The organism is Croceicoccus marinus, assembly GCF_001661675.2.
In the GTDB taxonomy this organism is placed as follows: Bacteria; Pseudomonadota; Alphaproteobacteria; order Sphingomonadales; family Sphingomonadaceae; genus Croceicoccus; species Croceicoccus marinus.
The window spans coordinates 343,020-367,859 of sequence record NZ_CP019602.1 but is presented as its reverse complement, the minus strand read 5'-3'; the positions used below and the strand labels follow the sequence as shown (position 1 = coordinate 367,859).

Annotated in this window: 28 protein-coding genes; 19 read left to right on the top strand and 9 right to left on the bottom strand. The window is 66.4% G+C overall.

What is annotated here, in order from left to right; genetic code table 11:
* The first annotated feature begins 114 nt into the window (after positions 1-114).
* The gene (locus A9D14_RS01850) at positions 115-549 is read left to right on the top strand and encodes a DUF3597 domain-containing protein (RefSeq protein WP_066842460.1); all 435 of its coding nucleotides are present in this window, start codon (positions 115-117) and stop codon (positions 547-549) included.
* A gap of 81 nt (positions 550-630) precedes the next feature.
* Here A9D14_RS01850 and A9D14_RS01845 read toward each other — a convergent pair whose 3' ends face one another.
* The gene (locus A9D14_RS01845; RefSeq protein WP_066842458.1) at positions 631-2,211 is read right to left on the bottom strand and encodes a phosphoenolpyruvate carboxykinase; all 1,581 of its coding nucleotides are present in this window, start codon (positions 2,209-2,211) and stop codon (positions 631-633) included.
* Between the two features lie 384 nt (positions 2,212-2,595).
* On the opposite strand from A9D14_RS01845, the gene A9D14_RS01840 reads away from it, so the two are divergent.
* From A9D14_RS01840 to A9D14_RS01810, 7 genes are all read left to right on the top strand, one after another.
* The gene (locus tag A9D14_RS01840) at positions 2,596-3,306 is read left to right on the top strand and encodes a response regulator transcription factor (RefSeq protein ID WP_066847901.1); all 711 of its coding nucleotides are present in this window, start codon (positions 2,596-2,598) and stop codon (positions 3,304-3,306) included.
* A gap of 67 nt (positions 3,307-3,373) precedes the next feature.
* A complete protein-coding gene (locus A9D14_RS01835) occupies positions 3,374-5,023 on the top strand; it encodes a sensor histidine kinase (protein ID WP_232468703.1) in 1,650 nt (549 codons plus the stop codon).
* Positions 5,020-5,493: an HPr kinase/phosphorylase gene (locus tag A9D14_RS01830; RefSeq protein ID WP_066842456.1), complete on the top strand. Its 474-nt coding sequence runs from the start codon at positions 5,020-5,022 to the stop codon at positions 5,491-5,493. Before A9D14_RS01835 ends, A9D14_RS01830 begins: the two co-directional genes overlap by 4 nt.
* Positions 5,490-6,455, top strand: coding sequence for an RNase adapter RapZ (rapZ, locus tag A9D14_RS01825; RefSeq protein WP_066842454.1), 966 nt, complete (start codon positions 5,490-5,492; stop codon positions 6,453-6,455). Before A9D14_RS01830 ends, rapZ begins: the two co-directional genes overlap by 4 nt.
* 153 nt (positions 6,456-6,608) lie before the next feature.
* A complete protein-coding gene (locus A9D14_RS01820; RefSeq protein WP_066842453.1) occupies positions 6,609-7,013 on the top strand; it encodes a PTS sugar transporter subunit IIA in 405 nt (134 codons plus the stop codon).
* A gap of 44 nt (positions 7,014-7,057) precedes the next feature.
* The gene (locus A9D14_RS01815; protein WP_066847895.1) at positions 7,058-7,330 is read left to right on the top strand and encodes an HPr family phosphocarrier protein; all 273 of its coding nucleotides are present in this window, start codon (positions 7,058-7,060) and stop codon (positions 7,328-7,330) included.
* Between the two features lie 33 nt (positions 7,331-7,363).
* A complete protein-coding gene (locus A9D14_RS01810; RefSeq protein ID WP_066842452.1) occupies positions 7,364-8,161 on the top strand; it encodes a TrmH family RNA methyltransferase in 798 nt (265 codons plus the stop codon).
* 59 nt (positions 8,162-8,220) lie between these two features.
* On the opposite strand, the gene A9D14_RS01805 is transcribed toward A9D14_RS01810, so the two are convergent.
* Together A9D14_RS01805 and A9D14_RS01800 are read right to left on the bottom strand one after the other, a co-directional pair.
* Positions 8,221-8,940: a hypothetical protein gene (locus tag A9D14_RS01805; protein ID WP_157668104.1), complete on the bottom strand. Its 720-nt coding sequence runs from the start codon at positions 8,938-8,940 to the stop codon at positions 8,221-8,223.
* A 25-nt stretch (positions 8,941-8,965) separates the two neighbouring features.
* Positions 8,966-10,399: a DNA recombination protein RmuC gene (locus tag A9D14_RS01800; protein ID WP_066847892.1), complete on the bottom strand. Its 1,434-nt coding sequence runs from the start codon at positions 10,397-10,399 to the stop codon at positions 8,966-8,968.
* 101 nt (positions 10,400-10,500) lie between these two features.
* Between A9D14_RS01800 and A9D14_RS01795 the strand changes: the two genes are divergently transcribed.
* Positions 10,501-10,908, top strand: a complete 408-nt coding sequence (locus tag A9D14_RS01795; protein ID WP_066842448.1) for a four-helix bundle copper-binding protein — start codon at positions 10,501-10,503, stop codon at positions 10,906-10,908.
* Between the two features lie 130 nt (positions 10,909-11,038).
* On the opposite strand, the gene A9D14_RS01790 is transcribed toward A9D14_RS01795, so the two are convergent.
* Complete coding sequence (locus A9D14_RS01790; protein ID WP_066842441.1) at positions 11,039-11,605, bottom strand: peptide deformylase; 567 nt, start codon at positions 11,603-11,605, stop codon at positions 11,039-11,041.
* 58 nt (positions 11,606-11,663) lie between these two features.
* The gene (gene recR / locus A9D14_RS01785) at positions 11,664-12,260 is read right to left on the bottom strand and encodes a recombination mediator RecR (RefSeq protein ID WP_066842440.1); all 597 of its coding nucleotides are present in this window, start codon (positions 12,258-12,260) and stop codon (positions 11,664-11,666) included.
* Between the two features lie 47 nt (positions 12,261-12,307).
* Between recR and fmt the strand changes: the two genes are divergently transcribed.
* From fmt to A9D14_RS01770, 3 genes are read left to right on the top strand one after another with little or no spacing between them, the layout of a single operon-like run.
* On the top strand, positions 12,308-13,213 hold the full coding sequence (gene fmt, locus A9D14_RS01780) for a methionyl-tRNA formyltransferase (RefSeq protein ID WP_066842438.1): 906 nt from the start codon (positions 12,308-12,310) through the stop codon (positions 13,211-13,213).
* Positions 13,214-13,223: 10 nt separating this feature from the next.
* Positions 13,224-13,982 (top strand): tRNA pseudouridine(38-40) synthase TruA, encoded by a 759-nt coding sequence (gene truA / locus A9D14_RS01775; protein ID WP_066842436.1) that lies wholly within the window; start codon positions 13,224-13,226, stop codon positions 13,980-13,982.
* A 29-nt stretch (positions 13,983-14,011) separates the two neighbouring features.
* On the top strand, positions 14,012-15,124 hold the full coding sequence (locus tag A9D14_RS01770; RefSeq protein ID WP_066842433.1) for a zinc-binding dehydrogenase: 1,113 nt from the start codon (positions 14,012-14,014) through the stop codon (positions 15,122-15,124).
* A gap of 6 nt (positions 15,125-15,130) precedes the next feature.
* On the opposite strand, the gene A9D14_RS01765 is transcribed toward A9D14_RS01770, so the two are convergent.
* From A9D14_RS01765 to A9D14_RS01755, 3 genes are all read right to left on the bottom strand, one after another.
* The gene (locus A9D14_RS01765) at positions 15,131-17,041 is read right to left on the bottom strand and encodes a transglycosylase domain-containing protein (protein ID WP_066842431.1); all 1,911 of its coding nucleotides are present in this window, start codon (positions 17,039-17,041) and stop codon (positions 15,131-15,133) included.
* A 154-nt stretch (positions 17,042-17,195) separates the two neighbouring features.
* A complete protein-coding gene (gene cobS / locus A9D14_RS01760; protein ID WP_083987965.1) occupies positions 17,196-18,173 on the bottom strand; it encodes a cobaltochelatase subunit CobS in 978 nt (325 codons plus the stop codon).
* 53 nt (positions 18,174-18,226) lie between these two features.
* The gene (locus tag A9D14_RS01755; protein ID WP_066842427.1) at positions 18,227-18,961 is read right to left on the bottom strand and encodes a winged helix-turn-helix transcriptional regulator; all 735 of its coding nucleotides are present in this window, start codon (positions 18,959-18,961) and stop codon (positions 18,227-18,229) included.
* Between the two features lie 98 nt (positions 18,962-19,059).
* On the opposite strand from A9D14_RS01755, the gene A9D14_RS01750 reads away from it, so the two are divergent.
* The 3 genes from A9D14_RS01750 to A9D14_RS01740 are packed head-to-tail and all read left to right on the top strand — an operon-like array spanning position 19,060 to position 21,272.
* Positions 19,060-19,740: a glutathione S-transferase family protein gene (locus tag A9D14_RS01750; protein WP_066842423.1), complete on the top strand. Its 681-nt coding sequence runs from the start codon at positions 19,060-19,062 to the stop codon at positions 19,738-19,740.
* A 35-nt stretch (positions 19,741-19,775) separates the two neighbouring features.
* Positions 19,776-20,624, top strand: coding sequence for a VOC family protein (locus A9D14_RS01745; RefSeq protein WP_066842421.1), 849 nt, complete (start codon positions 19,776-19,778; stop codon positions 20,622-20,624).
* Positions 20,625-20,627: 3 nt separating this feature from the next.
* On the top strand, positions 20,628-21,272 hold the full coding sequence (locus A9D14_RS01740; protein ID WP_066842419.1) for a glutathione S-transferase family protein: 645 nt from the start codon (positions 20,628-20,630) through the stop codon (positions 21,270-21,272).
* 15 nt (positions 21,273-21,287) lie between these two features.
* On the opposite strand, the gene A9D14_RS01735 is transcribed toward A9D14_RS01740, so the two are convergent.
* A complete protein-coding gene (locus tag A9D14_RS01735) occupies positions 21,288-21,902 on the bottom strand; it encodes a J domain-containing protein (protein ID WP_066842417.1) in 615 nt (204 codons plus the stop codon).
* Between the two features lie 65 nt (positions 21,903-21,967).
* Between A9D14_RS01735 and A9D14_RS01730 the strand changes: the two genes are divergently transcribed.
* Genes A9D14_RS01730 through A9D14_RS01715 form a run of 4 tightly spaced genes read left to right on the top strand, consistent with a single transcriptional unit; the run spans position 21,968 to position 24,826 of the window.
* Positions 21,968-22,264, top strand: coding sequence for a BolA family protein (locus A9D14_RS01730; protein ID WP_066842415.1), 297 nt, complete (start codon positions 21,968-21,970; stop codon positions 22,262-22,264).
* Complete coding sequence (locus A9D14_RS01725; protein ID WP_332459775.1) at positions 22,261-22,980, top strand: glutathione S-transferase; 720 nt, start codon at positions 22,261-22,263, stop codon at positions 22,978-22,980. Before A9D14_RS01730 ends, A9D14_RS01725 begins: the two co-directional genes overlap by 4 nt.
* The gene (locus A9D14_RS01720) at positions 22,977-23,885 is read left to right on the top strand and encodes a pirin family protein (RefSeq protein ID WP_066842411.1); all 909 of its coding nucleotides are present in this window, start codon (positions 22,977-22,979) and stop codon (positions 23,883-23,885) included. The genes A9D14_RS01725 and A9D14_RS01720 overlap by 4 nt, the downstream gene beginning before the upstream one ends.
* A gap of 26 nt (positions 23,886-23,911) precedes the next feature.
* On the top strand, positions 23,912-24,826 hold the full coding sequence (locus tag A9D14_RS01715; RefSeq protein ID WP_066842409.1) for an alpha/beta fold hydrolase: 915 nt from the start codon (positions 23,912-23,914) through the stop codon (positions 24,824-24,826).
* The last annotated feature ends 14 nt before the right edge of the window (positions 24,827-24,840 follow it).

Sequence of the window (24,840 nt, the reverse complement as noted above, 5' to 3'; positions counted from 1 at the left end):
GACCGCGCTTTCGGCTCCGAACACCCCAAATGATGCAACCCGGGCCGCGCTCGGCGGTTATCGTCCGGACCGGCTTTGGCCAATGGGCTTTGAAAGGATCAACAGGAAATCGACATGGGAATATTCAGCAAGATCCGCGACTCGATCTTCGGCAAGGACGACGACAAGGCCAAGCCGGGCGCCGCAGCCGGCAAGACCGCGCCTCCCCGCCCCGCTCCGACGCGTCCCGCTCCGACGCGCCCCGCCGCGACACAGGCCGCCCCCGCAAAACCTGCTCAGGCCAAGCCCGCGCCGATGGCAGAGGTCGACGTGGAGGCCCGGCTCGCTTCGATGGGCGAGGGCAAGGACCTCAACTGGCGCAGTTCCATCGTCGATCTGATGAAGCTGCTCGACATCGATGCCGGCTATGCCAATCGCAAGGAACTTGCTGCCGAAATGGGGCGCACCGATTACGAAGGGTCGGCCGAGGATAACATCTGGATGCACAAGCAGGTGATGCGTGAACTGGCCGCGAATGGCGGCAAGGTTCCCGCCTCGCTGACCGACTAGCGTCGCGGCTCAGCAGGGCCGAAATCGAAAACGCCCCGGACCGCCTTGGTCCGGGGCGTTTTCATGTGCCGCGAATTCGGGTCAGGCCGCGGTCGGAGCCGCCTTGCGCACGCCCTCGTCGACATGGCTTTCGAACTGCGCGAAATTGTCGACGAACAGCTGCACCAGCTTCTGCGCGGTGCGGTCGTATTCGTCCTTGTCGTCCCAGGTCGCACGGGGATCGAGGATGGTGCTGTCGACACCCGGAACCGCGACCGGAACCTCGAAACCGAAGTTCGGGTCCTTGCGGAACTCGACATCGCCCAGCGATCCGTCGAGCGCAGCATTGAGCAGGGCGCGCGTGACCTTGATCGGCATGCGGCTGCCGGTGCCGTACTTGCCGCCGGTCCACCCGGTATTGACCAGCCAGCACTGCGCGCCGCCCTGCGCGATGCGTTCCTTCAGCAGATTGCCGTAAACGCTGGGGTGGCGCGGCATGAAGGGCGCACCGAAGCAGGTGGAGAAGGTCGCTTCGGGCTCGGTCACGCCGATCTCGGTACCGGCAACCTTGGCGGTATAGCCCGACAGGAAGTAGTACATCGCCTGATCGGGCGTCAGCCGCGCGATCGGAGGCAGCACGCCGAACGCATCGGCGGTCAGCATGATGACGTTCGACGGCACCGGACCAAGATTTTCTTCCGAGGTATTGGGAATGAAATCGATCGGATAGGCACCGCGGGTATTCTGCGTCTTGCTGGTGTCGGTAAAGTCGATGGTACGCGTTTCTTCGTCCATCGCGACGTTTTCCAGGATCGTGCCGAACATCTTGGTCGTGGCATAGATCTCGGGCTCGCCCTCGGCCGACAGGTCGATCATCTTGGCATAGCAGCCGCCTTCGAAGTTGAAGACCGCCGAATCCGACCAGCCATGCTCGTCGTCGCCGATCAGCGTGCGGCTGGCGTCGGCCGACAGCGTGGTCTTGCCGGTACCCGACAGGCCGAAGAAGATCGCGGTCTTGCCGTCGGCACCGATATTGGCCGAGCAGTGCATCGGCATCACGCCCTGTTCGGGCAGCAGATAGTTGAGAAGGCCGAACACGCCCTTCTTCATCTCGCCCGAATATTCGGTGTTGGCGATCAGGATCAGCTTTTCGGTGAGGCTGACAGCGATCATCGTGTCCGTACGGCTGCCATGGCGATCGGGATCGGCCTTGAAGCTCGGCAGGTTGATGATCGTGAATTCGGGAACGAAGCTTTCCAGTTCCTCCGCCGTGGGGCGCACCAGCATGGTGCGCACGAACAGCGAATGCCAGGCCATCTGGGTGATGACACGCACGTTGACGCGGTAATCGGGCTGCGAACCGCCGAACAGGTCGGCGACATACAGCTTTTCCTGATCCTTCAGCGCTTCCATGAAATCGGCCTTGAGATTGGCAAAATGCTCAGGGCTCATGGGCTGGTTGATCGGTCCCCAGTTGATCGTGTCCTGCGTCATGTCGTCGCGAACGACGAACTTGTCCTTGACGCTGCGACCGGTGAAACGGCCGGTATCGACGACGAGCGGACCATCCGCGGCAAGGCGGCCTTCGCCATTCGCCAGCGCATGTTCGATCAGCTGGGACCGGCCCAGATTGGCATGGATTTCGGCATCGGTCGCGATACCCTGATCCGACAAGGACGTCATTTTCGGCACGTTGCTCTCCTTTCAGGACCCCTTCCAGACGGGGCCAGCCGCGCGGCGCAGGCGCGGACAATCAATGCAATCCTCTCGGGATGACTTCGTGGTCGCCGGACATGCGCCCGTCGCCTCGACTTATTGATTTTCAGATGCTCACAAATATTGGCAGAGTCAAACCCTCTACCCGACCCTGTCACGAATCGCCGCGAATGGCCAGTTCTGCTTCATTGGGATCATGCTCCCAAAGAGTTACAAGGCGTCACGGCGCCACCCTTTCACCGCAAGTCGGCAGCAGGCATTTGGCTGGCGCGTCCGAATTGGCTAAGCCGAAACATGCATGGCGGCCCGCGCGTTGTTACGAGCGGAATTCGCGACAAGAAGGTTGTTTTTATGGCGCATGTTATCGCCCTGGTGGACGATGATCGAAATATCCTGACCGGCCTCTCGATCGCCCTTCAGGCAGAGGGGTTCGACACGCGGGTCTATTCAGACGGCTCCGCCGCGCTGGAAGCACTGATCGAAAATCCGCCTGACCTTGCCGTGTGCGACATCAAGATGCCGCGCATGGACGGGCTGGAACTGCTGCGCCGCTTGCGTGAGAGATCTTCGCTTCCGGTCATCTTCCTCACGTCAAAGACCGACGAGCAGGACGAGGCGCTGGGCCTGGCGATGGGCGCGGACGACTATATCGCCAAGCCCTTCAGCCAGCGCCTGCTGATCGCGCGCATCCGCGCGCTGCTGCGGCGCGAGGAGCTGGTGATGAACCGGCTGTCGGGCGACACCAGCCAGCCCCCCGCCGAGCTGACCACCCGCGGCCGCCTGACGATGGAGCCGGAGCGCCACCGCGTCACCTGGGACGGCCATCCGGTGTCGCTGACGGTGACCGAGTTCCTGATCCTCGAGGCGCTGGCCCAGCGGCCGGGCGTGGTGAAGACGCGCAACCAGCTGATGGATGCAGCGTATCAGGACGACGTCTTCGTCGACGACCGCACCATCGACAGCCATATCAAGCGCCTGCGCCGCAAGTTCCGGCAGGTCGACAGGGAATTCACCGGCATCTCGACGCTCTATGGCGCGGGCTACAGCTTTGCGGGGGACTGATCCGCATCATCCCGGCGCGCAGGTGCCGCGCGGTCCGCCCGCCCCGGATGATGAGCAGGAGTATCCGGTGCCGGGCGAGACGGCCCATTCCGCTGCGGGCAAATCCGGCGCGCGCGACTCCGGTGCCGCAGAACCCGGCGCAGGCAATGCCCCCGATCCGCTCTTCTGGACGCGGCGCTTCTCGCTCACCACGCGCATCCTTGCGGTCAACCTGCTGATCGTCGGGCTGGTATTGGGCGGGTTGTTCGTGCTCGACACCAATCGCAAGCAGCTTGTCGCCGAACGCTCGCGCCTCGCCCGGTCCGAGGTCGAGATCATCGCCAACGCGCTGGCCGAGGCACCCGCCAGCGAGCATGCCGCGCTGCTTGCCCGCATCGGCGACCAGCAGCGGCTGCGGCTGCGCACCTTCGATTCGCAGGGCGCGCTGCAGACCGACAGCTTCGTGGTGGGCGAGCCAGCCTTCTTCTTCGCCGATCCCGACCAGCAGGACTGGACCCATACGCTGGCGCGCACGATGGACCGCATCGTCGACTTTCTGGTCATGGCCCCGCCAGTCTCGCGATACGACCCTGAGGACGACGCCGAACCCGCCACCAAATCGCAGTGGCCCGAGGTGTTCGTCGCCGAACAAGCGCGCGCGGGTACGGTGATGCTGCGCTATGCGCCCGACCGCACGCCGGTCATCACCGCCGCCGCGCCCTATGGCGCGCAGGGTGAGACCCTGCTGACCATGCGCAACGCGACCGACATCACCGTCGCGATCCGCGCCGCGCGCCAGACCTTGCTGGTCCTGTTGGCGCTGGCGGTGATCTTCTCGATCCAGCTGTCGCTGTTCCTGGCCCGCACGATCGTCCAGCCGGTCCGCACGCTGTCGCGCGCCGCCACCCGGGTCAGCGCCGGGCGCGAGCGCGATGTGGTCATCCCCCGCCTGCCCGAGCGCCAGGACGAGATCGGCACGCTGGCCCGGTCGCTGTCCGACATGACGCAGGCGCTGCGCGACCGCATCGACGCGGGCGAGGCCTTTGCCGCCGATGTCAGCCACGAGCTGAAGAACCCGCTGGCGTCCCTGCGCAGCGCGCTGGACACGCTGGAAACGGTGGATGACCCATCGCTGCGCCACCAGCTGGCCGAGATCGCGCAGGCCGACCTGCGGCGCATCGACCGGCTGATCACCGAAATCGCCGAGGCAAGCCGCCTCGACGCCGAACTGTCGCGCGCCTCGTTCGAGCCGGTGGACCTGCTGGCGCTGGCCCGCAATGTCATCGGCGGGCGCACCGCCGCCGCGCGCATCAGCGCCGAACGCGACCTGCAATTCACGGTCGAAAGCGCGCCCACCAGCGCCACCATGGTGCGCGGCGACGAAGCCCAGCTAGAGCGCGTTTTCGAAAACCTGGTCGACAACGCGGCCAGCTTCTCGCCCCATGGCGGTCGCATCGCCATCGCGTTCCGCGACCTTGGCGACACGGTCGAGATCACCGTCACCGACGACGGCCCCGGCATCGCCGAGGAAGAGCGCGAGGCGGTATTCGAACGCTTCCACTCGCACCGGCCCGAACCGGAGAGCTTCGGCAAGCACTCGGGCCTGGGCCTGGCCATCGCGCGCTCCATCGTGACCGGTCATGGCGGCACGCTGGCCGTGCGCGGGCGCGCGGATGGCGCAAGCGGGGCGGTCTTCGTCATCACCCTCCCCGCGCTGGAAGGAGACGCCAAGTCATGACCCTCGTCCCCGTCCCCGATCACGCCGCCGCCTATCAGGCCAGCGTCGTCGCGCTGGACGGGCGCGCCCTGCTGATCGAGGGCGAGCCCGCCAGCGGCAAGACCAGCCTGGCGCTGGCGCTGATCGATCGCGGCGGCGTGCTGGTGGGCGACGATGGGGTGATGCTGGCCGATGTGGGCGGCGTGCTATGGGCCTTCCCCCATCCCAACACCCGCGGAATGGTCGAGATTCGCAATGTCGGGATCGTCACCATGCAGGCGGTCCCCGCGCCCGTGGCGCTGGCCGTGACCCTGACGCACGGCGCCCCCCGCCATGTCGAAGAAGCGGGCAGCAAGAATATCTGCGGCCTTCCGGTTCCCTCGCTGGCGCTCTGGCCCGATACGCCGGTGCTGGGGCTGCGCGCGGAATGGGCGATGAAGGTGCACGGGCTTCCGATTCTGCCCGCAGTGCGCGATAGCCACCCGCGATGACGAGCGACTCGCCCCGACCCCGCGACGACGACGGCGACGCCGCGAAGCAGACGCGCATCCTGCTGGTCACGGGCCTGCTGGGCGCGGGCAAGACGACAGCCTTGCGCGCGCTGGAGGATCTGGGCTGGGAGCCGGTCGACAATTTTCCCGTGCGCCTGCTGCCGCGCCTGGTCTCGACCGCGCCCGGTCCCGGCCACGACCGCAATTCGGCGGAAAGCCATCCGCTGGCGATCGGCTTCGATTCGCGCACCCGCGGATTCGACCCGCAGCGCGTGATCGCCGAGGTCGATGCGCTGGCCCGGCGCGTGGACATCGCGTTGTCCACGCTGTTCCTCGACTGCGGATCCGAAGAACTCGAGCGCCGCTATAACGAGACGCGCCGCCGCCATCCGCTGGCGGGCGACCGGCCCGTGGCGGCCGGCATTGCCGCCGAACGCGAGCTGATGGCACCGCTGCGCCGCTGGGCGGACGTGGTGGTCAACACCACCAGCTTCTCGACCAACGATCTCGGCCGCACGATCCGCGAGCTGTTCGCCCCCAGCGCGCCGCAGGGGATGACGATCACAGTGTCCAGCTTCGGCTTCGCGCGCGGCATGCCGCCGCTTGCCGATCTGGTGTTCGACATGCGCTTCCTCGACAATCCGCACTGGGTCGACGAATTGCGCCCGCTGACGGGCCGCGACGCGCCGGTCGCCAGCCATATCGCCGCCGATCCCGCCTGGCAGGAAAGCTTCGGCCGCATCCGCGACCTGGTGCTGTCGCTGGTCCCGCTCTACGAAGCGCAGGGAAAAAGCTATCTCCATATCGCTTTCGGCTGTACGGGCGGCAAGCATCGCTCGGTCTTCAGCGCGGAAAGCATGGCGCACGAGTTGCGCAAAACGGGACACAATCCCGGCGTGCTGCATCGCAATCTTGACATCGGTGCAAGTGATCTGGTCGAAGGCGGCTCCCGCGCGGGGTAACCTTTGTTGACGTCGGCGCAATGTCGGATCGAGCAGGGCCACGGGCCGGGACGATCCGGCCGGAAAACACGCTGGCAAGAAAAGCGCACGTCAGCAAGGCGGCGTAAATTTGGGTGAGGCCATAGTGGGTTTTGGCTGTTTAGAAGGACTGACATGATTGGCCTCATCCTGGTAACCCATGGTGACCTGGCGCGGGAATTCGTCGCTGCCATGGAACACGTGGTGGGCAAGCAGGACCGGATCGTTCCGGTCTGCATTGGCCCGAACGACGACATGGAAGCGCGGCGCAGCGAAATCGCCGACGCCATCAGCGAAGTGAACGACGGCGCGGGCGTCATCATGCTGACCGACCTGTTCGGCGGCACGCCGTCGAACCTGGCGATCTCGCTGCTGCGCACGGGCGAGGTCGAGGTGATCGCCGGCATCAACCTGCCGATGCTGATCCGCCTGGCCGGCGCGCGCATGGAGATGAGCGTGACCGATGCCGTCGTCGCCGCACGCGATGCCGGGCGCAACTATATCACCGTCGCTTCCGAATTCCTGGGCCAGGACGCGTGAGCGATTCCGGCGCCCCTTCCGCCAATAAAAGCGGCGCGCCGGACATGCTGGTCCGCAAGGTGACGATCGCCAATCGCCGGGGCCTGCATGCCCGCGCCAGCGCGAAATTCGTGGGCGCGGTGGCGGCATTGCCCGAAGGCACGGTGGTCCGCGTCGCGCGCGACGGGAACGAGGCTGCGGGCGGCTCCATCCTGGGCCTGATGATGCTGGGCGCCGCCAAGGGCGACGAGATCGAGATCCGCACTTCCGGCCCCGCTGCCGGCGAAGCGATGGAAAGACTGGTCACGCTGGTCGAGGATCGTTTCGGAGAGGATTGAGCGCAGGCTCTCCCTTTGGCAAAGCCCGAGCCCATGAAGACCATCAGCGGCCTGTCCAATCCCACCGTCAAATATCTGCGCTCGCTGCGCGACAAGAAGCACCGGCGGCGCGAAGGCGTGTTCCTGGCCGAGGGGCTGCGCCTGCTGACCGATGCGCGCGAAAGCGGCCGCCTGCCGCAGATGCTGGCCATGGCCGAGGGGCGCGATCCGCACCCGCTGCTCGATACGCTGATCGCGGCGGTCGAGGATGCGGGCGGCGAGGTTCTGGCCATGTCGGAAGCCGCCCTGTCCAAGATCACCGGCAAGGACAATCCGCAGGCGGTCTGCGGCGTGTTTGGCGAGTTCGATACCGGGCTGGACCGGCTGGACCGCACGGCCGCGCCGCTGTTCCTGGCGGCGCAGGCGCTGCGCGATCCGGGCAATCTGGGAACCATGCTGCGCACTGCCGACGCGGTGGGCGCGGGCGGGCTGGTGCTGATCGACGATTGCGCCGATCCGTTCTCGGTCGAAGCGGTGCGCGCCAGCATGGGCGCGATCTTCACCGTGCCGCTTGCACTGGCCCGGTGGGAGGAATTCCTGCCGTGGCTGCGCGGCGGAGCCGGAGGCCAGCTGGTCGCCGCGTCGCTGCGCGATGCGGTCGATTATCGCGGCGCGCCCTATGCGGCGCCCTGCTTCCTGCTGGTCGGCAACGAATCGCGCGGTCTGCCCGAGGGGTACGAGATGGCATGCGACCTGCGCGTCACCATCCCGATGCTGGGCCGCGCCGACAGCCTGAACGCCGCCGTGGCCGGGGCCGTGCTGGCCTATGAAGCGCTGGCGGCGCTGCGCTGATTTAAAAGAAATACGCGCCGGGCAGATGACCCGCCCGGCGCGCTATCGGCAAGGCCGGATCAGTCGCCCGCGACGAAGGCGGTGACCTTCCAGCCATCGTCACCGCGATTGGCCAGGATGCGGTAATCGGTAATCGGCCGCAGGCTTTGCGCCGCGACGAAGCCGCTGGTCGCATCGTCGAGGGTGCTGACCTCGACGTATTCAGCACCTTCTGCCGGGGCATCGCCTGCCAGCTTGACAAGATCCCAGCTGATCGCGCCATTGCTGGCCGCGGTCTCGCCGGCCTCTGCACGGACGGGCGCATCATTCGCCGTCACCAGATAGGTCGAGGTCGCCTCGGCGCCATCCGGCAGGTTGGCGAAGGCCCAGGGCATCGTCACGGCCGTCTCGTCCTCGGCGCTGCAGCCCAGCGCTATGGCATCGCTCATCTCGCTCCACAGCGAGGGATCGTCGGCAAGGCGCGTCTTCAGCGCGTCGATGCCGCCATCGCCGCCAAAGTCGAGCCTGACGTCCGGATCGACCAGCGCGGCAAGGCTCTCAGTGTTCTGGAAAGTGATCGCGCGGCGAAGCTGGCCGCGGAAGCTGTCGAAGCCATAAAGCTCGCCGCAATCGTCCTTGGGCGCGAACGGCCCTTCGGCCGAGGCGACGGCATTGGCCAGCGAAGGCGCTTCGCTGGCGGGGGCAGTCGGTTCGGTGGAGGGGGCTTCGTCGGCGGGGCTTTCCCCGCAGGCAGTCACAAGCAGGGCAAGGCTGCACAGTCCAGCAATCTGGAGTTTCATCGAGTCTTCTAGTCCGTAGTCCGTTTCAGTCCTGGGGCGAAGCCTGTGCAATTGCAGCATTATCGCCCTTAGGCAAGACAGGCACATCGCTGTGACCATAGCGCGGAGAACTCTCCACCTGCGGGACATCGTCAATCTCGCGCTTGCCGATCTCGATATGCTTGTCCTTCAGGCGGCGGCCAGCGGACAGTACGTTGCGTTCGAACGAACCCACGAACTTGTTGTAATTATTGACAGCCGTTTCCAGTCCGGACCCGACGCGCTTCATATGCTCGGCCGCGACGGCCAGCCTGTCGTACAGCTCGCCGCCCATGCGTCCGATCTCCTTCGCCTCCTTCGCCAGCCCGTCCTGCCGCCAGACCTGTGCGACGGTCCGTGCAATAGCCACGAGGTTCGTCGGCGTCGCCAGCAGCACGCCCTTCGCAAATGCGAAGTCCCATAAGGTCGGATCGGTTTCCAGCGCGGCGGCCACGAAATGCTCGCCCGGCACGAACATCACGACATAGTCGGGCGCTTCCTCGAACTGGCTCTGATACGCCTTCGCGCCCAGCTGCTGGACATGGGTCCGCATGGATGCCGCGTGCTGCGCCAGAGCCGTCTCGCGCGCCTCGTCGGTCTCGGCCTCGAACGCGGACTGATAGGCGTTCAGCGACACCTTGGCGTCGATCACCAACATCTTCTGGCCCGGAATGCGCACGATCGCGTCGGGGCGCAGGCGGCCATCCTCGGTATCGATCGAATGTTCGAGGTGGAAATCGGTATGCTCGGCGAGCCCGCAGTGCTCGAGCACGTTCTTCAGCTGCTGCTCGCCCCAGCGGCCGCGCGCCTTGGGCGCATTGCGAAGCGAATTGCCCAGCCGCGCAGCCTCGCGCCGCACGTCTTCCTGGCCCTTGCGCATCCCCTCGATCAGGCCGGACAGCTGGCCGAACGCATCGACGCGCCTCGCTTCCAGATCCTCGACCTGCTTGCGATAGTTGTCCAGCCGCTCGCCCACCGGCGACAGCAGCGCGCGGATCTTCTCCGCATTGGCCTTCTCGCTCGCCTCGAACCGCTCGTTCGCGCGTTCGAGGAAGCGGGTCTGCGCGCCTTCCAGCGCCTTGTTGCCCAGTGCCTCGAATTCCTTGCCCAGCACCTCGCGCGCCTCGACCAGCAGCTTCTCGCGCTCGGCAAGGTTGTGCCGGTCGCGCGCCGCCTCGGCGATCTTCACGCGCATCCCGTCGCTCTCCTGCCGCAAGACCCTGATCTCGTCATCGAGCATGGCCGCACGTTCGGCCCGCTCGCTCATCGTCGCGAGTTCGGCGATTGCGCTGCGGAACTTGTCGTCCAGTTCCTTCGCGTCGGCATCGCGCTGCGCATGACGCGCGCGCCAATCGGCCACGGGCCGCGATCCGAAGAACCAACCCAGCGCGGCACCCACGGCCAGCGCGACAATGACAAGAACAAGGGCAAGTATATCCATGCCGGGAACATAGGCGGAACGGCGGCGAGCGCGCAACGCTCGTCCCAATCATTTTGGAACCTATCCCCCGCTTTGCCGCTGATGGGGAAAGGAGAATGCCAATGTCCATCCAGAAGATGATTTCCGAACACCCCTCCGTCGGCAGCGATTACAACGAAAAGCTGGGCACCGCGGTCAAGCACGCGATGTATTGCGCGGCGATCTGCAACAGCTGCGCCGATGCCTGCAGCGCCGAGGAAATGGACATGACGCGCTGCATCCGCCTGTGCAGCGATTGCAGCGACATCTGCGAGGCGACCTATCGCGTGGCCAGCCGCCGCACGGACGAGAATCGCAGCGTGATCCGCGCGATGCTGGCGCTATGCGTTAAGGCCTGCGAGACCTGCGCCGAGGAATGCGAGAAGCACGACAACGCCCATTGTCGCCGCTGTGCCCAGATGTGCCGCGAATGCGCCCGCGACTGCAAGGGCGCCATGGAAGACCTGCACGACGAAGCGGTCAGCGCCTGATCCATAGACCGGTCGGCAAGAGCTCCGAGCGCGCAGCGACACCGGCAAACGCGAACGCGCGTCCGAGCTTATGCGAGGAAGCCAAGCGGGCCGAATGGCCCGCGCCCGGCGTCTGAGTGACTAGAACAAACTACGCCGCGGCGCGCATCTTCTGCAGCTTCTTCATCGCCATGTTGCGCTTAAGGCGCGACAGATGGTCGATGAAGACGATGCCGTTCAGATGGTCCATCTCGTGCTGGATGCACACGGCCATCAGCCCGTCCATGTCCTCTTCGTGGGTCGTGCCCTCAAGGTCCTGCCAGCGCACGCGGCAGGTGGCGGGGCGGTCGACCTCGGCGAAGATTTCGGGCACCGAAAGGCAACCTTCCTGATAGGCCTTCACCTCTTCCGACGGGTCGAGGATCTCGGGATTGATGAAGATCCGCGGTTCCTTCTTCGTCGGCTGGTGGGTGTGTTCGTGCCCGCCATGGTTGCAGACCTCGGCCTCCGCATCGGGATCGTCGGGCTGCAGGTCGATCACCAGGACCCGCAGCGGCACGCCGACCTGGATCGCCGCAAGGCCGATGCCGGGGGCGTCGTACATCGTCTCAAACATGTCCTCGACCAGCTGCTTCAGCTCGTCGTCGAAGGTTTCGACCGGGTCCGACACGCGCTTCAGCAGCGGGTTCGGCACTTCAAGAATTTCACGGATAGCCATCGACCCTATTTAGGGACCGAACGCGTTTCCGGCAATGATTCGTCGAATCTGCCAGCGTTCAGCCGACCGGACGTCGCGCGCGCAGCGCCTGCGCCAGCGTACCTTCGTCCAGGTAATCAAGCTCTCCGCCCACCGGCAGGCCGTGCGCAAGCTGGGTGATGCGCACCGGGCGCCCTTCCAGCCGCTCGGCGATGTAATGGGCTGTCGTCTGCCCCTCCAGCGTGGCGTTCATCGCCAGCACCACCTCGTCGACATCGCCCGTCTCGATCCGCGTCAGCAGCGATCCGATCGCCAGATCCTCCGGCCCTACGCCGTCCAGTGCCGACAATCTGCCGCCCAGCACGTGATAGCGCCCCGGAAACAGCTTCGACCGGTCGAGCGCCCACAGGTCGGACACCTCCTCCACCACGCATAGCGAACGGGCATCGCGGCGCGGATCGCTGCAGATGCCGCACGGGTTCTTCGTGTCGACATTGCCGCAGATGTCGCATTCGACCAGCAGTTCCTGCACCATTGCCAGCGCTTCCAAAAGGCGTGGCAGATCGGATTCGCGCCGCTTTACCAGCCACAGCACCGCGCGCCGCGCGGAACGCGGCCCAAGGCCGGGAAGGCGCGCCAATGCGCCGGCGAGTGCTTCGATCTCTTGCGATGCCATGGGTGGGCAGATAGGGACTGCGCCTCTTTCCTGAAAGTCCGAACCCGATGCGCATCATTTTCATGGGAACGCCCGAATTCGCCGTGCCGGTGCTGGAAGCGGTGATCGCTGCCGGGCACCAGGTGATCTGCGCCTACTCCCAGCCCCCGCGCCCGGCGGGTCGCGGCAAGAAGCTGCAACCCTCCCCCGTGCACCTCGCCGCCGAGGCGCACGGGATCGAGGTGCGTACCCCCGTCAGCCTTAAACCGCAGGAGGAAAAGGACGCCTTCGCCGCGCTGGGCGCCGATGTGGCGGTCGTCGCGGCCTATGGACTGCTGCTCCCCGTCGCGGTGCTTGAGGCGCCCGAATACGGCTGCCTCAACGTCCATGCTTCGATCCTGCCGCGCTGGCGCGGGGCCGCGCCGATCCAGCGCGCGATCCTGGCGGGCGACCCGACCACGGGCGTGACGATCATGCAGATGGAAAAGGGTCTCGACACCGGGCCCATGATCCTGACCCGCACCACCCGCATCGACGACAAGACCGCGGGCGAGTTGGCCGGCGAATTGTCGGCGCTGGGCGCGCAATTGATGGTCGAGGTACTGGAAGACCTGCCCCGCCGCCGCGCCCAGCCGCAGCCCCAGTTCGGCGCGACCCACGCCGCCAAGATCGACAAGGCGGAAGCGCGGCTGGACTTCACCCACGGCGCGGCGCTGCTGGAACGACAGGTCCGCGCCTTCGCCCCCCGCCCCGGCGCCTTCTTCGAGTTCGAGGGCGAGCGCATCCGCGTGCTCGCCGCCGAAGTGATCGGACGCGAGGGCGTCGCGGGCACGACGCTGGACGACGATCTGACTATCGCCTGCGGCTTCAGCGCGCTGCGCCCCACCATCGTCCAGCGCGCCGGCAAGCCCGCGATGGAAACCGCCGCCATGCTGCGCGGCAAGCCGATCCCCGCAGGTACCGAGATCCGGTGATGCGCCCCCGATGACCCGTTTCGCGCTTACCCTGGAATATGACGGCACCGCCTTCTTCGGGCTGCAGCGCCAGGCCGACGGCCCCTCCGTCCAGCAATCGGTGGAGGAGGCCGCACAGGCGATCACCGGCGAGGACGTGCGCATGCATGCCGCGGGCCGCACCGACACCGGCGTGCACGCGGCGGCGATGCGCGCGCATATCGACGTGGCCAAGGACATCGCCCCCTTCCGCCTGATGGAAGGCATCAATGCCAAGCTGCGCCCCGATCCGGTCGCGGTCACGGCCTGTCAGGTGGTGGGCAACGACTGGCACGCCCGCTTTTCGTGCACCGGGCGGCGCTATCTCTACCGCATCGTCAACCGCCGCGCGCCGCTCGCGCTGCTGAAGAACCGCGCGTGGCAGGTGCCGCAGGAACTCGACGCCGCCGCCATGCACCGCGCGGCGCAGCATCTGGTGGGACTGCACGATTTCACCACCTTCCGCTCGGCCCATTGCCAGTCGGCCAGCCCGGTCAAGACGCTCGACCGGCTGGATGTCGAGGCGGCGGAGGGTGCATGGGGGCCGGAAATCGCGATCCATGCCGCGGCGCGCAGTTTCCTGCACCATCAAGTCCGATCCATGGTCGGCTGCCTCGCGCTGGTCGGCATGGGGCGGTGGAGCGAGCAGGACATGGCCGATGCACTCGCGGCCAGGGACCGCGCCGCGCTGGGTTACAACGCCCCGCCGCAGGGCCTATATTTCATGGAAGCGATTTATAACGGCCAATGATGACGGCCAAAGACAGTGGGGACTGAGCGATGGGTTTCGATGGCAGGCAATTGACGACGCAGCTGGATGCCGATGGCACGCTGACCCTCAGGCTTGCCGAACGAGACTGGGACGCCCCCACCGGGCGCAATCTGCTGGTCCGGATGGAGGCCGCTCCGATCAATCCATCGGACCTCGGCCTTCTGTTCGCCGCCGCCGATGTCGAGAATGCCGATTACGGCGATGGCCGGCTGGTCGCGCAGATGCCCGAAAAGGTCACGCGTTCCATGGCCGCTCGCCATGGCAAGGCGATGCCCGCCGGTAACGAAGGCGCGGGCACCGTGGTCGCGGCGGGCGACGATCCGGCCGCGCAGGCCCTGATGGGCAAGCGCGTCGCCTGCGTTCCGGGCGCGGCCTATGGCACCTATGCGACATGCGATGCGTCGATGGCCTTCGCGATCGGCGACGACGTCACCGCCGAGCAGGCCGCGTCCAGCTTCGTCAATCCGATGACCGCGCTCGGCTTTACCGAAACGATGAGGGCCGATGGCTACACCGGCATCGTCCATGCCGCCGCCGCGTCGAATCTGGGCCAGATGCTGGTCCGGATCTGCCTTGCCGATGGCATTCCGCTGGTCAATGTGGTGCGCAGCGCGGACCAGGTGAAGCTTCTGAAGGACCTGGGCGCGACCCATGTCATCGACATGACCGAAGACGGCTTCATCAAGCGGCTGGCCGACGCGGTGGAGGAAACCGGCGCGATGCTGGGCTTCGATCCGATCGGCGGCGGCACCATGGCCAGCGACATGCTGACCGCCATGGAAGCGCAGGCGACGCGCGGCGCGGAATTCAGCCGCTATGGGTCGAGCGAGGACAAGAAGGTCTATATCTACGGCGCGCTCGACACCGGGCCGACCAAGCTGTCGCGCGGTTTCGGCTTTACCTGGGACGTCAGCGGCTGGCTGCTGTTCCCCTTCCTGCAGAAGGCAGGCAGCGAAGTCCGCGCCCGCATGCAGAAGCGGGTGCTAAGCGAGCTGACCACCACTTTCGCCAGCCATTACAGCGACCGGATCACGCTGGACCAGATGCTGCAAAAGGACGCGGTGCTGACCTATAATGCGCGCAAGACCGGGCAAAAGTTCCTGGTCCTGCCGAACGGATAGCGGGATTCAGGCCCCCGGCACAGCGCGCTGCATGAAAGCCTTCCAGATGCGGGCCGGGGCGTCGCCGCCCGACAGGCCAGTGCGGTCGGTGTCGTCCGCCTCGGCATAGACCCACACGCCCGCGACGATGCCGCCCGCCCAGCCGACGAAAACCGCATTGCGGTTCTGCTGACTGGTACCGGTCTTGCCGAAATTGGGGATCGCCAGCCTCGCCGCCCGGCCCGTGCCGCCGTTGATCGTCTCGCGCAGCATGTCGGCCATCTGGCGGCGCACGCGCGGGTCCAGCGTATATTCGCCCGAATGGTCGATCCACTGCCCGTCGGCATCGATCACCGCATAGGGCACCACCGGATATTCGCCGCGCGCCACGCCCGCATAGGCCGCCGTCAGCTCAAGCAGCGAGACGTCCGCCGTGCCCAGCGGGACCGAAGTGTCGTTGGGATCCAGCTGCGCCGAGATGCCGAAACGCCGGGCCAGATCGACCACCGCCTCACCGCCGATACCCTCGTAGAGCCGGGTCGCCGCGACATTGCTGGACTTGGTGAAGGCGCGTTCCAGCGTGATATTGCCTTCGTACTTGCCGCCCGAATTGCGCGGCCCGCCCGCCAGCGGCGTATCGGCCACCATTGTCTCGGGCGTCATCCCCGATTGCAGCGCGGCCAGCCAGACGAAGATCTTGAAGGTCGATCCCGGCTGCCGCCCGGCCAGCGCGTGATTGAACTGGTTCTCGTTGTAATCCTTGGACCCCACCATCGCCAGCACCGCCCCGTCCGGCCGCATCGCGACGATGGCGACCTGCGCATCGCCCACGTCGACCGCCTTCACCGCAGCCTCTGCCGCGCGCTGGACGTCTACGTCCAGCGTGGTCGGGATGATCCGCGCATCGGCGTCATAGCCCTGCGCTTCGGCTTCCTGGCGGATCCAGTTGGTGAAATGGGCATAGCGCGGCAGGTCGCGCTCACGCGTCAGGCGGAAGGTCGCGGGACCGATGGAGCGCGCCTCGGCGGGCGTGAGATAGCCCGCATCGATCATCGCGCGCTTCACCACCGACGCCCGCTGCCGCGCAGCCTCGGGGTGGAAGCTGGGCGCGTAATTGCTGGGCGCCTTGGGCAGGCCCGCCAGCACCATTGCCTCGGCCGGGGTCAGCGCCTCGGGCGCCTTGTCGAAATAGCGCAGGGAAGCCGCACGGATGCCATAGCTGCGATCGCCGAAATAGATCTTCGACAGGTAACGCTCAAGGATCTCGTCCTTGGTCAGCCATGCCTCCAGCCACAGCGCGGTGGGCATTTCCAGCAGCTTGCGGCCCATCGTCTGGTCGTGGGTGAAATAGGTCACCTTGGCGAGCTGCATGGTAATCGTGGATCCGCCCTGCCGCGTGCCCGAAAACAGGTTCGACACGAAGGCGCGCGCCATGCCGCGCGGATCGATGCCCCAGTGCGAATAAAACCGGCGGTCCTCTGTCGCGATGAAGGCATTCACCACGTGGTCGGGCAGCAGTTCCGCCTCGACCGGGGCCAGCACCACGTCGCCGCCGCGCGCGATGGGCTCGCCCTTCTGGCTGACCAGCACATAGGGATCGCCATGCGGTTCAAGCGTGCGTTCGACCGGCTTGGTCAGCGCCAGCCAGACTATAATCGCCAGCACCGCCACGACCGATCCGATCGCCAGCCACTTGATGAAGGCCCAGGCCAGCCGGAACGGCAGCGCCAGCAGCCACAGGCAGCCCATCCCCGCGCGCCCGGCCAGCGACGGCCCGCGCGGTCGGGGCAGCGAATCGTCGCCGTCCAGCCCGTCGAGCTCCAGGTCGGCATCGGTCCGGTACCAGTCCTCGTCCAGCGCATCGGGCTCCGCACCGCGATTGCGGCGCGAAGTGGCGAGCAGTTCGCGGGCCTGGGAAAGGAAATCACGGTTCTTCACGGGCGGGGCACTAGCAGCCGCGATCTTTCGCGGCGATGAGCGGTGGCGGATAGTCGACAGGATGTTGAACCGGCATCACCCGCCAAAGGCTAGGCCCCCTGCGCGCACGCGCAAGTGCCGTTCATCGAGCGGATTCGCCGGTTCGCAGCGCCGCTCAGGCGCGGCCGACGACGCTTTCGGGCAGGTCCACGCCGAACACCCGCTGGTAATATTCGGCCACCAGCATGCGCTCCGTCTCGTCGCACTTGTTCAGGAACGACAGGCGAAAGGCAAAGCCCAGATCGCCGAAGATCTGCGCGTTCTGCGCCCAGCTGATTACCGTGCGCGGGCTCATCACCGTGGAGATGTCGCCGTTCATGAAGCCCTGCCGCGTCAGGTCGGCGGTGCGGACCATCTTGGCCAGCGTGCCGGTTTCCATCGTCGGCACCTTGGCATGCACGATGTTCACCTCGGTCTCTTCGGGGAGATAGTTCAGGCCGACGACGATGTTCCAGCGGTCCATCTGGCCCTGGTTGATCGCCTGCGTGCCGTGATACAGCCCGCTGGTATCGCCTAGCCCCACCGTGTTGGCGGTGGCGAACAGGCGGAACCAGGGGTTGGGCCGAATCACGCGGTTCTGGTCCAGCAGCGTCAGCTTGCCCGCGGTTTCCAGCACGCGCTGGATCACGAACATCACGTCCGGGCGGCCCGCGTCATATTCGTCGAACACCAGCGCGGTCGGGGTCTGCAGCGCCCAGGGCAGCAGCCCTTCGCGGAATTCGGTCACCTGCAGTCCGTCGCGCAGCACGATGGCATCGCGCCCGACCAGGTCGATGCGGCTGATATGCGCGTCGAGGTTGATCCGCACGCAGGGCCAGTTCAGGCGCGCGGCGACCTGTTCGATATGGGTCGACTTGCCGGTGCCGTGATAGCCCTGCACCATGACGCGGCGATTATGGGCAAAGCCTGCAAGGATCGCCAGCGTGGTGTCCGGATCGAACACATAGGATGCGTCAGTATCGGGCACACGCTCGTCCGCCCGGGAAAAGGCGGGCACCTTCATGTCGATATCGATGCCGAAGGTGTCGCGCACGTCGACTTCGGTATCGGGCGCCTGCATCAGCGTTTCGTGGCTGTTGGTGTTCTGGATCATCTCGTTCATCGCGCCACTCGGTTATACGGGGCGGGCGCTTGCTGCAACCGCGATTAGTGCCCGCCGCCGCCGCCCGAAGGGGCAATCTTGGGCGGCAGTGCGAAAATTCCGGCGAACCGCAGGGCCAGATCGCGGTCGCCCTCGATCGTCAGACCGGTCGCTGTCGCAACTTCGTCCGGATCGCGCTTGCCGTAGAACAGCGGCAGGATCGCGCCTGCTTCAGGCGCGCGGAAGATCGCCTGCGCGCCCTCCAGACCGTCGGCGCGGCGGATCGCAAGCGACCCGTCCGCCAGTTTGGCCATGAAGCGGTCGTCCCCAAGGGCGAATCCGATCCGCGCCGCCAGCCCCGCCGCCCTTTGCGGATCGATCATCGTGCGCAGCGACAGCATGGCGGACACCGCCGTCAGCGGCAGCGCCGGATCGTGCAGCGGCGAGCGCACCGACCAGCGGCCCAGTTCCTGCATCATCGGCTCGGCCATATAGCCCCATTCGGTCAGTTCGTAGACCTGCACGGCGGCGGGCGGCGGCAGCCTGCGGCGAGTCAGCACGCCCAGTTCCTCCAGCCGCGCGAGCCGCTCGGTCAGCACCTTGGCGCTGATTCCGGGCAGCGCGGCGCGAATGTCGGAAAATCGCCGCGGTCCCAGCATCAGTTCGCGCATGACATGCAGCGACCAGCGCTCGCCGATCAATTCGAAGGCAAAGCTGGCGGCACAAGCGTCCTGGTACCAGCGCCCGTGGGCGGGTGCAGCCAGACCCTTTCCTCCATTACTTTTGTTTTGAAACTCCATGGTTGCTTTTCGTAACCTGTAAAGGCACGCTTCGCAAGCCAAGGTCGCCGCCGATTCGCCAGCAGAAGCGCGAAGCGGCACCGGGATGGAGGATAGACATGCCCATCGCACCCGATGCCCCGATCGAGATCACCGGCTACAACTGGGTCCCACCCTTTGCCCGCGGTTTCGTGCGCGACCTGCGCGCCCGCTGGTTCTGCGAGGAAACCGGACTTCCCTATCGCGAGCGGTTGATCAGTGCGGTCGAAAAGCCCGCGAACTGGCGCAGCGAGCAGCCTTTCGGCCAGGTGCCGGTGCTGCGCGACAGGGACATCCATCTGTTCGAAAGCGGCGCGATCCTGCTGCATCTGGCGGAACGGACCGGCAGGCTGCTGCCCGCCACGGGACAGGCGCGCGCCACTGCGCTGTCATGGCTGTTTGCCGCCTATAACAGCGTCGAGCCGGTGCAGAACGAGCTTGCCGCCATCGAGATCTTCCACGCCGGCGAGGAATGGGCGAGGCTGCGCCGGGCGGATGCGCTGAAGAACCTCGACCGGCGGCACAGGGCGGTTGCGACTGCGCTGGGTGCGCGCGAATGGCTGGCCGGCGAGTTCTCGATCGCGGACATTGCCATGGTCTCGGTCCTGCGCAGCAGCGAATCGATGGATACGCTGGGCGATCACCCGGTGCTGGCAGGCTATCTGGTGCGCGGCACCGACCGCCCCGCCTTCCGGCAGGCGCTGGCCGACCAGCTTGCCGGTTTCGACGAGCGCTTCGCCCCGCGGATGCAAACCGCGTGAGACATTCACACCACCAGCACTGAAAGGAGAGGACGATGGCCAACCTGTCCGGAGAGCCGATCTGGTACGAATTGCTGACCCGCGACTCGGCGGTGACCGAGCCGTTCTACGCGGCGGTGCTCGGCTGGCGCTTCACGGACGCAGGGATGGATGCGGGGATGGACGGGGGCACGGGCGGTCCCGCTGCCTATCGCTTCATCAGGCACGCCGAAGGCGAATATGATTTCGTGGGCGGCGCGATGCAATTGACGCCCGAGATGCTGGCGGGCGGCGCGCGCCCGTTGTGGGTGACCTATTTTTGCGTGGAGGATGTCGACGCCGCCGCCGCGCGCATTGCGCAGCGCGGCGGCAGCGTGCTGATGGCGCCTTTCGATATCGAGGGCGCGGGCCGCATGGCGTTCGTCACCGACCCCCAGGGAATAGCTTTCTACGTCATGCGCGGCCTTCCCGACATGGACAGCCCCGATATCGATAGCCCCGATATAGAAAGCCAGGTGTTCGCTGCGGAGGGCAGCCATGACGGCCGCTGCGGCTGGAACGAGCTGATCACCCCCGACCTCGACGCCGCGCTCGGCTTCTACCGCGAGATCTTCGGCTATGACACGGACGAGCGGATGAGCATGGGTCCGGAAATGGGCGATTACGTCTTCCTCAAGGCCGGCGAGCGGACCATCGGTGCCGCGATGGCCGCGATGGCGGGAAGCGCGCCCTGCTGGCGATTCTATTTCCGCGTGCCCGATATCGAAAGCGCCCGGTCCGCGGTCGAAGCGAACGGTGGCAGCGTGATCTTCGGCCCGGAAGACGTCCCCGGCGACGAAGTCATCATCATGGCGCATGATCCGGAAGGCACGATCTTCGGCCTCCTCGCCCCCAGGAAGGACTGACGCGTGGCCGAAATAAGCTTCTTCCATAACCCGATGAGCCGCAGCCAGATCGTCCACTGGGCGCTGCGCGAGGCGGGTGTCGCTTTCGAGACTGTGCCGGTGGACTGGAACGCCAAGCCGCAGGCGCTGCTGGACGCGAACCCGATGGGCAAGATCCCGACCATCATCCACCACGCGGCGGACGGCGATGTCACGATCAGCGAGGCGCCCGCGATCTGCCATTATCTGGCAGAGGTCGCTCCGGGCCAGACACTGCTGCCGACACCGCGCGAACGGGGCGCCTATTTCCGCTGGCTGTTCTTTGCCGCGGGCCCGCTGGAACAGGCGACCACCGCGCGCGCGATGGGCTGGGAAGTGCCCGAGGGGCGCGAGGGCATGGCCGGGTTCGGCAGCTACGAGCGCACCGTCGACACGCTGGAATGGTGGCTGGCCGATCACGATTTCGTGTGCGGAGAGCGCTTTACCATGGCGGACGTCTATGTCGGCTCTGCGGTGGACTGGGGGCTGGTGTTCGGCACGCTGCCGGATCGCCCCGCCTTTGCCGCCTATGCCGAACGATTTCGCGCGCACGACGCCTATCGCGCGGCGAAGGACGCGCACAATGCGCTGATCGCCCAGGCGCAGCAGGAATCGCAGCAGGACGGCTGACGCCCCCCGGCGGCCCTAGCCGAACTGCCGCGCCTTTTTCAGGTGCTGATAGGCGTCGACCACGTTCTGCAGCCGCTGTTCGTGACTGCGGTCGCCGCCGTTGCGGTCCGGGTGATAGCGCCGCACCAGTTCCGAATAGCGGCGGCGCAGCGCTGGCCGGTCCGCGTCATAGGACAGGCCCAGCACGTCCATCGCATCGCGGTCCGCGCCCGACAGGCCGACATCGCGCGCCCTTGCCTCGCGCTCCCAGCCTTGCCGCGCCCGGCTCTTGATATTGCGCGCGCGGGCGGAAATCGCGTCGAGCGGATCGTCGAAATCGGCCCAGCGCGGCACGCCGTCGACGCCCGCGGTGGCGGAAAACGCGTTGCGCCCCTTCGGCGACCCTGCGCCCCAGCCATAGGCAGGCGACTGCGCGTCCAGAATCTCGTCCGCACTCATCCCTTCGAAGAAATCATAGCCCGCGTTGAACGCGCGCACGTGTTCAAGGCAGAACCAGCGCCAGTCGCCCGGCCCGTCGAATCCCGATGCGCGGCGGCCCGGCGCGCGGAATTCGCCTGCCTCGCGGCAACCCGGCGCATCGCATGCGCGCCCCTCATTCTCGAATCGTCCGTGGAACCTGTCGTGCTTCATTGCCCTTGAGATGATGGCAGCGCGCCCCAAATGGAACCCCCCGCACTTCACACGAAAGCCAGCCCATGCCCGATTCCGGACCGATCGAAGGCGAAATCCGCCAGCTTCTGACCGATGCTTTCCATCCCGAAACGCTGGTCGTGTCGAACGACAGCGCGATGCATTCGGGCCATGCGGGCGACGACGGCAGCGGCGAATCGCATTTCTCTGTCATCATCCGCGCCGACGCGTTCGAGGGCGTCTCCCGTCTGCAGCGCCAGCGCAAGGTGCTGGCCGCGCTAGGCGACATTCCCGGCCAGCGGGTCCATGCCTTCGCGATCAAGGCGCTGGCCCCCGCCGAACCGCTTCCGGAGAATGCATGATGGCTTATCGTCTGTATTACTGGCCGGGCCTGCCCGGACGCGGCGAGTTCGTTCGCATGGCGCTGGAAGCCGCGGAGATCCCCTATAGCGAGCCCGCCCGCGACGACGGGGTGGAAGCGCTGCTGTCCGACATGGAGAAGCGCGAGGAAGGCGGCGGCTTCGCGCCCTTCGCCCCGCCCTATCTGGTCGATGGCGATGTCGCGGTGGCACAGGTGGCGCATATACTCACATGGCTGGCCGACCGGCACGGGCTGGGCGGCGATGACCCGCAGACCGACCTTGGCCTGATCCAGCTGCAGCTGACGATCACCGATATCGTGGCCGAGGTACACAACGTGCATCACCCGGTCGGCAGCGGCGCCTATTACGCCGACCAGAAGGACGAGGCGAAGCGCACCGCCGCGCAGTTCCGCGAGGACCGGATCCCCAAGTTCCTCGGCCATTTCGAACGCGCCGCCGCACTTAATGACGGGCCCTTCGTGCTGGGCGGGAAATGGACCCATGTCGACAGCTCGCTCGCGCTGCTGATCGACGGGCTCCATTACATGTTCCCAAGGCGCATGGCAGCAGTGAAGTCGGATTATCCAAAGCTGTACGCGCTGCGCGATGCCTTCGTGGATTTGCCCGCCATCGCGGCCTATCGTGCATCGGACCGGTGCCAGGGCTTCAACGAGGACGGCATCTTCCGCCATTATCCGGAGCTGGACGCAGCATGAGCGAGTTAAACCCCGAAACCGCCATCGCCCTTACGGTCGATCCTGTCAGCCACGATCTGGGCGCCTTCGAAGTGCGCCGCGCGGTGCCGCAGGCCAAGTGCCGCATGGTCGGACCCTTCGTCTTCATCGACCAGTTCGGCCCCGCGCAATATGACATCGGCAACGGCATGGACGTGCGCCCCCACCCGCATATCGGCCTGTCGACCGTCACCTATCTGATGCAGGGCGCGATCGACCACCGCGATTCGCTGGGCAGCTTCGCCACGATCCGTCCCGGCGCGGTGAACCTGATGACCGCGGGCAGCGGGATCGTCCATTCCGAACGCTCCCCCCAGGCGGAGCGCGAAGCGGGCGGCAGGATTTTCGGCACGCAGACATGGCTTGCCCTGCCCGAAGCGAAGGAAGAGATCGACGCAGGCTTCGAAAGCGTTTCTGCAGACGACCTGCCCATCGTCGAGGATACATGCGCAAAAGCCCGCGTGATCATGGGCAACCTGTGGGGCGCGACCGCGCCGACAACCTGCCATGCCGCCACGATCAATGCCGACATCATCCTCGCCCCCGGCGGCGCGATGCCGATCGAGGCGGAGACCGACGAACGCGCGCTGCTGCTGGTCGAGGGCGAAGCCGAGGTGGATGGCGAGCGGCTGGACATGTTCAAGCTGGCCGTATTGCGCCCTGGCCGCGCCATGACCCTGCGGTCCGAAAAAGGGGCGCGCGTCGTGCTGATGGGAGGCGAGGCGATGACCCGCCGCCATGTATGGTGGAACTTCGTGTCGTCATCACGCGACCGGATCAACCAGGCCAAGGAAGACTGGCGCGCGGGCAAGTTCGCCAAGGTGCCGGGCGACGACAAGGAATTCATCCCCTTGCCGGACCAGCCAAAGACTGTCAGCTATCCCTGAAAGAAGACCGGGTATGGGGCTGACGCATGAAAACGGTGGATCTGGGCAAAAATATCGAATTGCAGGTTCGTGACGAGGGGCCGCAGGACGCCCCCGCCCTGCTGTTCCTGCACGGCTTTCCGGAATCACATCGCACCTGGCGGCATCAGTTCCCGCATTTCGCCGATCGCTATCGCTGCATCGCGCCCGACCAGCGCGGCTATCGCCGATCGTCCAGACCGCGCGGGCCCGAGAATTACCGCGCCGAACTGCTGATCGGCGACGTCTTCGCGCTGGCCGATGCGCTGGGCGTGACGGAGTTCACCGTGGTCGGCCACGACTGGGGCGGCGCGATCGCGTGGGGCGTGGCGATGGCGGGCCAGCCCTCGTCGCCGGGACCCCATGCGGGCCGCGTGACGCGCGCGATCATCGCCAATGCGCCGCATCCCGCGGTGATGCAGCGCCTTTTCTACACCGACCGCGACCAGCGCGCGGCGTCGCAATATATCCGCATTTTCCGCGACACGGCCAACGATCCGCTAATCCGAGAGGGCGGCTTGCTGCCGCTGCTTGCCAAGGCCTTCCCCGACCGCGGATCGTCGACCCAGCCGGAGCCGGAGGAACAGGCCGCGCTGCTGCAGGACTGGTCCGATCCGGACAGCGCGCTGGGCATGATCAACTGGTACCGCGCGTCCACCATCGATGTCCTGCCGATGGACGCCCCCTTTGCCGTGCCCGCGGATGCAAGGCCTATCAATGTGCCGCCGGTCACGATCCCCACGCTGGTCGTCTGGGGCATGGAGGACCATGCGCTGCGCCCCGCCAATCTCGACCGGCTGGGCGACCACGTCACCGACCTGACCGTCGAGCGGATCGAGGATGCGGGCCATTTCGTCGTCTGGGAACGCGCGGATGCGGTCAATGCGGCCATGGACCGGTTTCTGGGCTGCACCCAAGGGTAACGCCCATTGCCAGC

Coding starts and splice junctions, on each gene's coding strand:
- A9D14_RS01810 (WP_066842452.1), top strand. CDS start 7,364: ATGAAGACCATCAGCGGCCTGTCCAATCCCACCGTCAAATATCTGCGC.
- A9D14_RS01715 (WP_066842409.1), top strand. CDS start 23,912: ATGAAAACGGTGGATCTGGGCAAAAATATCGAATTGCAGGTTCGTGAC.
- A9D14_RS01850 (WP_066842460.1), top strand. CDS start 115: ATGGGAATATTCAGCAAGATCCGCGACTCGATCTTCGGCAAGGACGAC.
- A9D14_RS01830 (WP_066842456.1), top strand. CDS start 5,020: ATGACCCTCGTCCCCGTCCCCGATCACGCCGCCGCCTATCAGGCCAGC.
- A9D14_RS01755 (WP_066842427.1), bottom strand. CDS start 18,961: ATGGAGTTTCAAAACAAAAGTAATGGAGGAAAGGGTCTGGCTGCACCC.
- A9D14_RS01820 (WP_066842453.1), top strand. CDS start 6,609: ATGATTGGCCTCATCCTGGTAACCCATGGTGACCTGGCGCGGGAATTC.
- A9D14_RS01720 (WP_066842411.1), top strand. CDS start 22,977: ATGAGCGAGTTAAACCCCGAAACCGCCATCGCCCTTACGGTCGATCCT.
- A9D14_RS01790 (WP_066842441.1), bottom strand. CDS start 11,605: ATGGCTATCCGTGAAATTCTTGAAGTGCCGAACCCGCTGCTGAAGCGC.
- recR (WP_066842440.1), bottom strand. CDS start 12,260: ATGGCATCGCAAGAGATCGAAGCACTCGCCGGCGCATTGGCGCGCCTT.
- A9D14_RS01725 (WP_332459775.1), top strand. CDS start 22,261: ATGATGGCTTATCGTCTGTATTACTGGCCGGGCCTGCCCGGACGCGGC.
- A9D14_RS01770 (WP_066842433.1), top strand. CDS start 14,012: ATGGGTTTCGATGGCAGGCAATTGACGACGCAGCTGGATGCCGATGGC.
- A9D14_RS01805 (WP_157668104.1), bottom strand. CDS start 8,940: ATGAAACTCCAGATTGCTGGACTGTGCAGCCTTGCCCTGCTTGTGACT.
- A9D14_RS01845 (WP_066842458.1), bottom strand. CDS start 2,211: ATGACGTCCTTGTCGGATCAGGGTATCGCGACCGATGCCGAAATCCAT.
- fmt (WP_066842438.1), top strand. CDS start 12,308: ATGCGCATCATTTTCATGGGAACGCCCGAATTCGCCGTGCCGGTGCTG.
- A9D14_RS01735 (WP_066842417.1), bottom strand. CDS start 21,902: ATGAAGCACGACAGGTTCCACGGACGATTCGAGAATGAGGGGCGCGCA.
- A9D14_RS01745 (WP_066842421.1), top strand. CDS start 19,776: ATGGCCAACCTGTCCGGAGAGCCGATCTGGTACGAATTGCTGACCCGC.
- A9D14_RS01750 (WP_066842423.1), top strand. CDS start 19,060: ATGCCCATCGCACCCGATGCCCCGATCGAGATCACCGGCTACAACTGG.
- A9D14_RS01815 (WP_066847895.1), top strand. CDS start 7,058: ATGCTGGTCCGCAAGGTGACGATCGCCAATCGCCGGGGCCTGCATGCC.
- A9D14_RS01730 (WP_066842415.1), top strand. CDS start 21,968: ATGCCCGATTCCGGACCGATCGAAGGCGAAATCCGCCAGCTTCTGACC.
- truA (WP_066842436.1), top strand. CDS start 13,224: ATGACCCGTTTCGCGCTTACCCTGGAATATGACGGCACCGCCTTCTTC.
- A9D14_RS01840 (WP_066847901.1), top strand. CDS start 2,596: ATGGCGCATGTTATCGCCCTGGTGGACGATGATCGAAATATCCTGACC.
- A9D14_RS01795 (WP_066842448.1), top strand. CDS start 10,501: ATGTCCATCCAGAAGATGATTTCCGAACACCCCTCCGTCGGCAGCGAT.
- rapZ (WP_066842454.1), top strand. CDS start 5,490: ATGACGAGCGACTCGCCCCGACCCCGCGACGACGACGGCGACGCCGCG.
- cobS (WP_083987965.1), bottom strand. CDS start 18,173: ATGATCCAGAACACCAACAGCCACGAAACGCTGATGCAGGCGCCCGAT.
- A9D14_RS01800 (WP_066847892.1), bottom strand. CDS start 10,399: ATGGATATACTTGCCCTTGTTCTTGTCATTGTCGCGCTGGCCGTGGGT.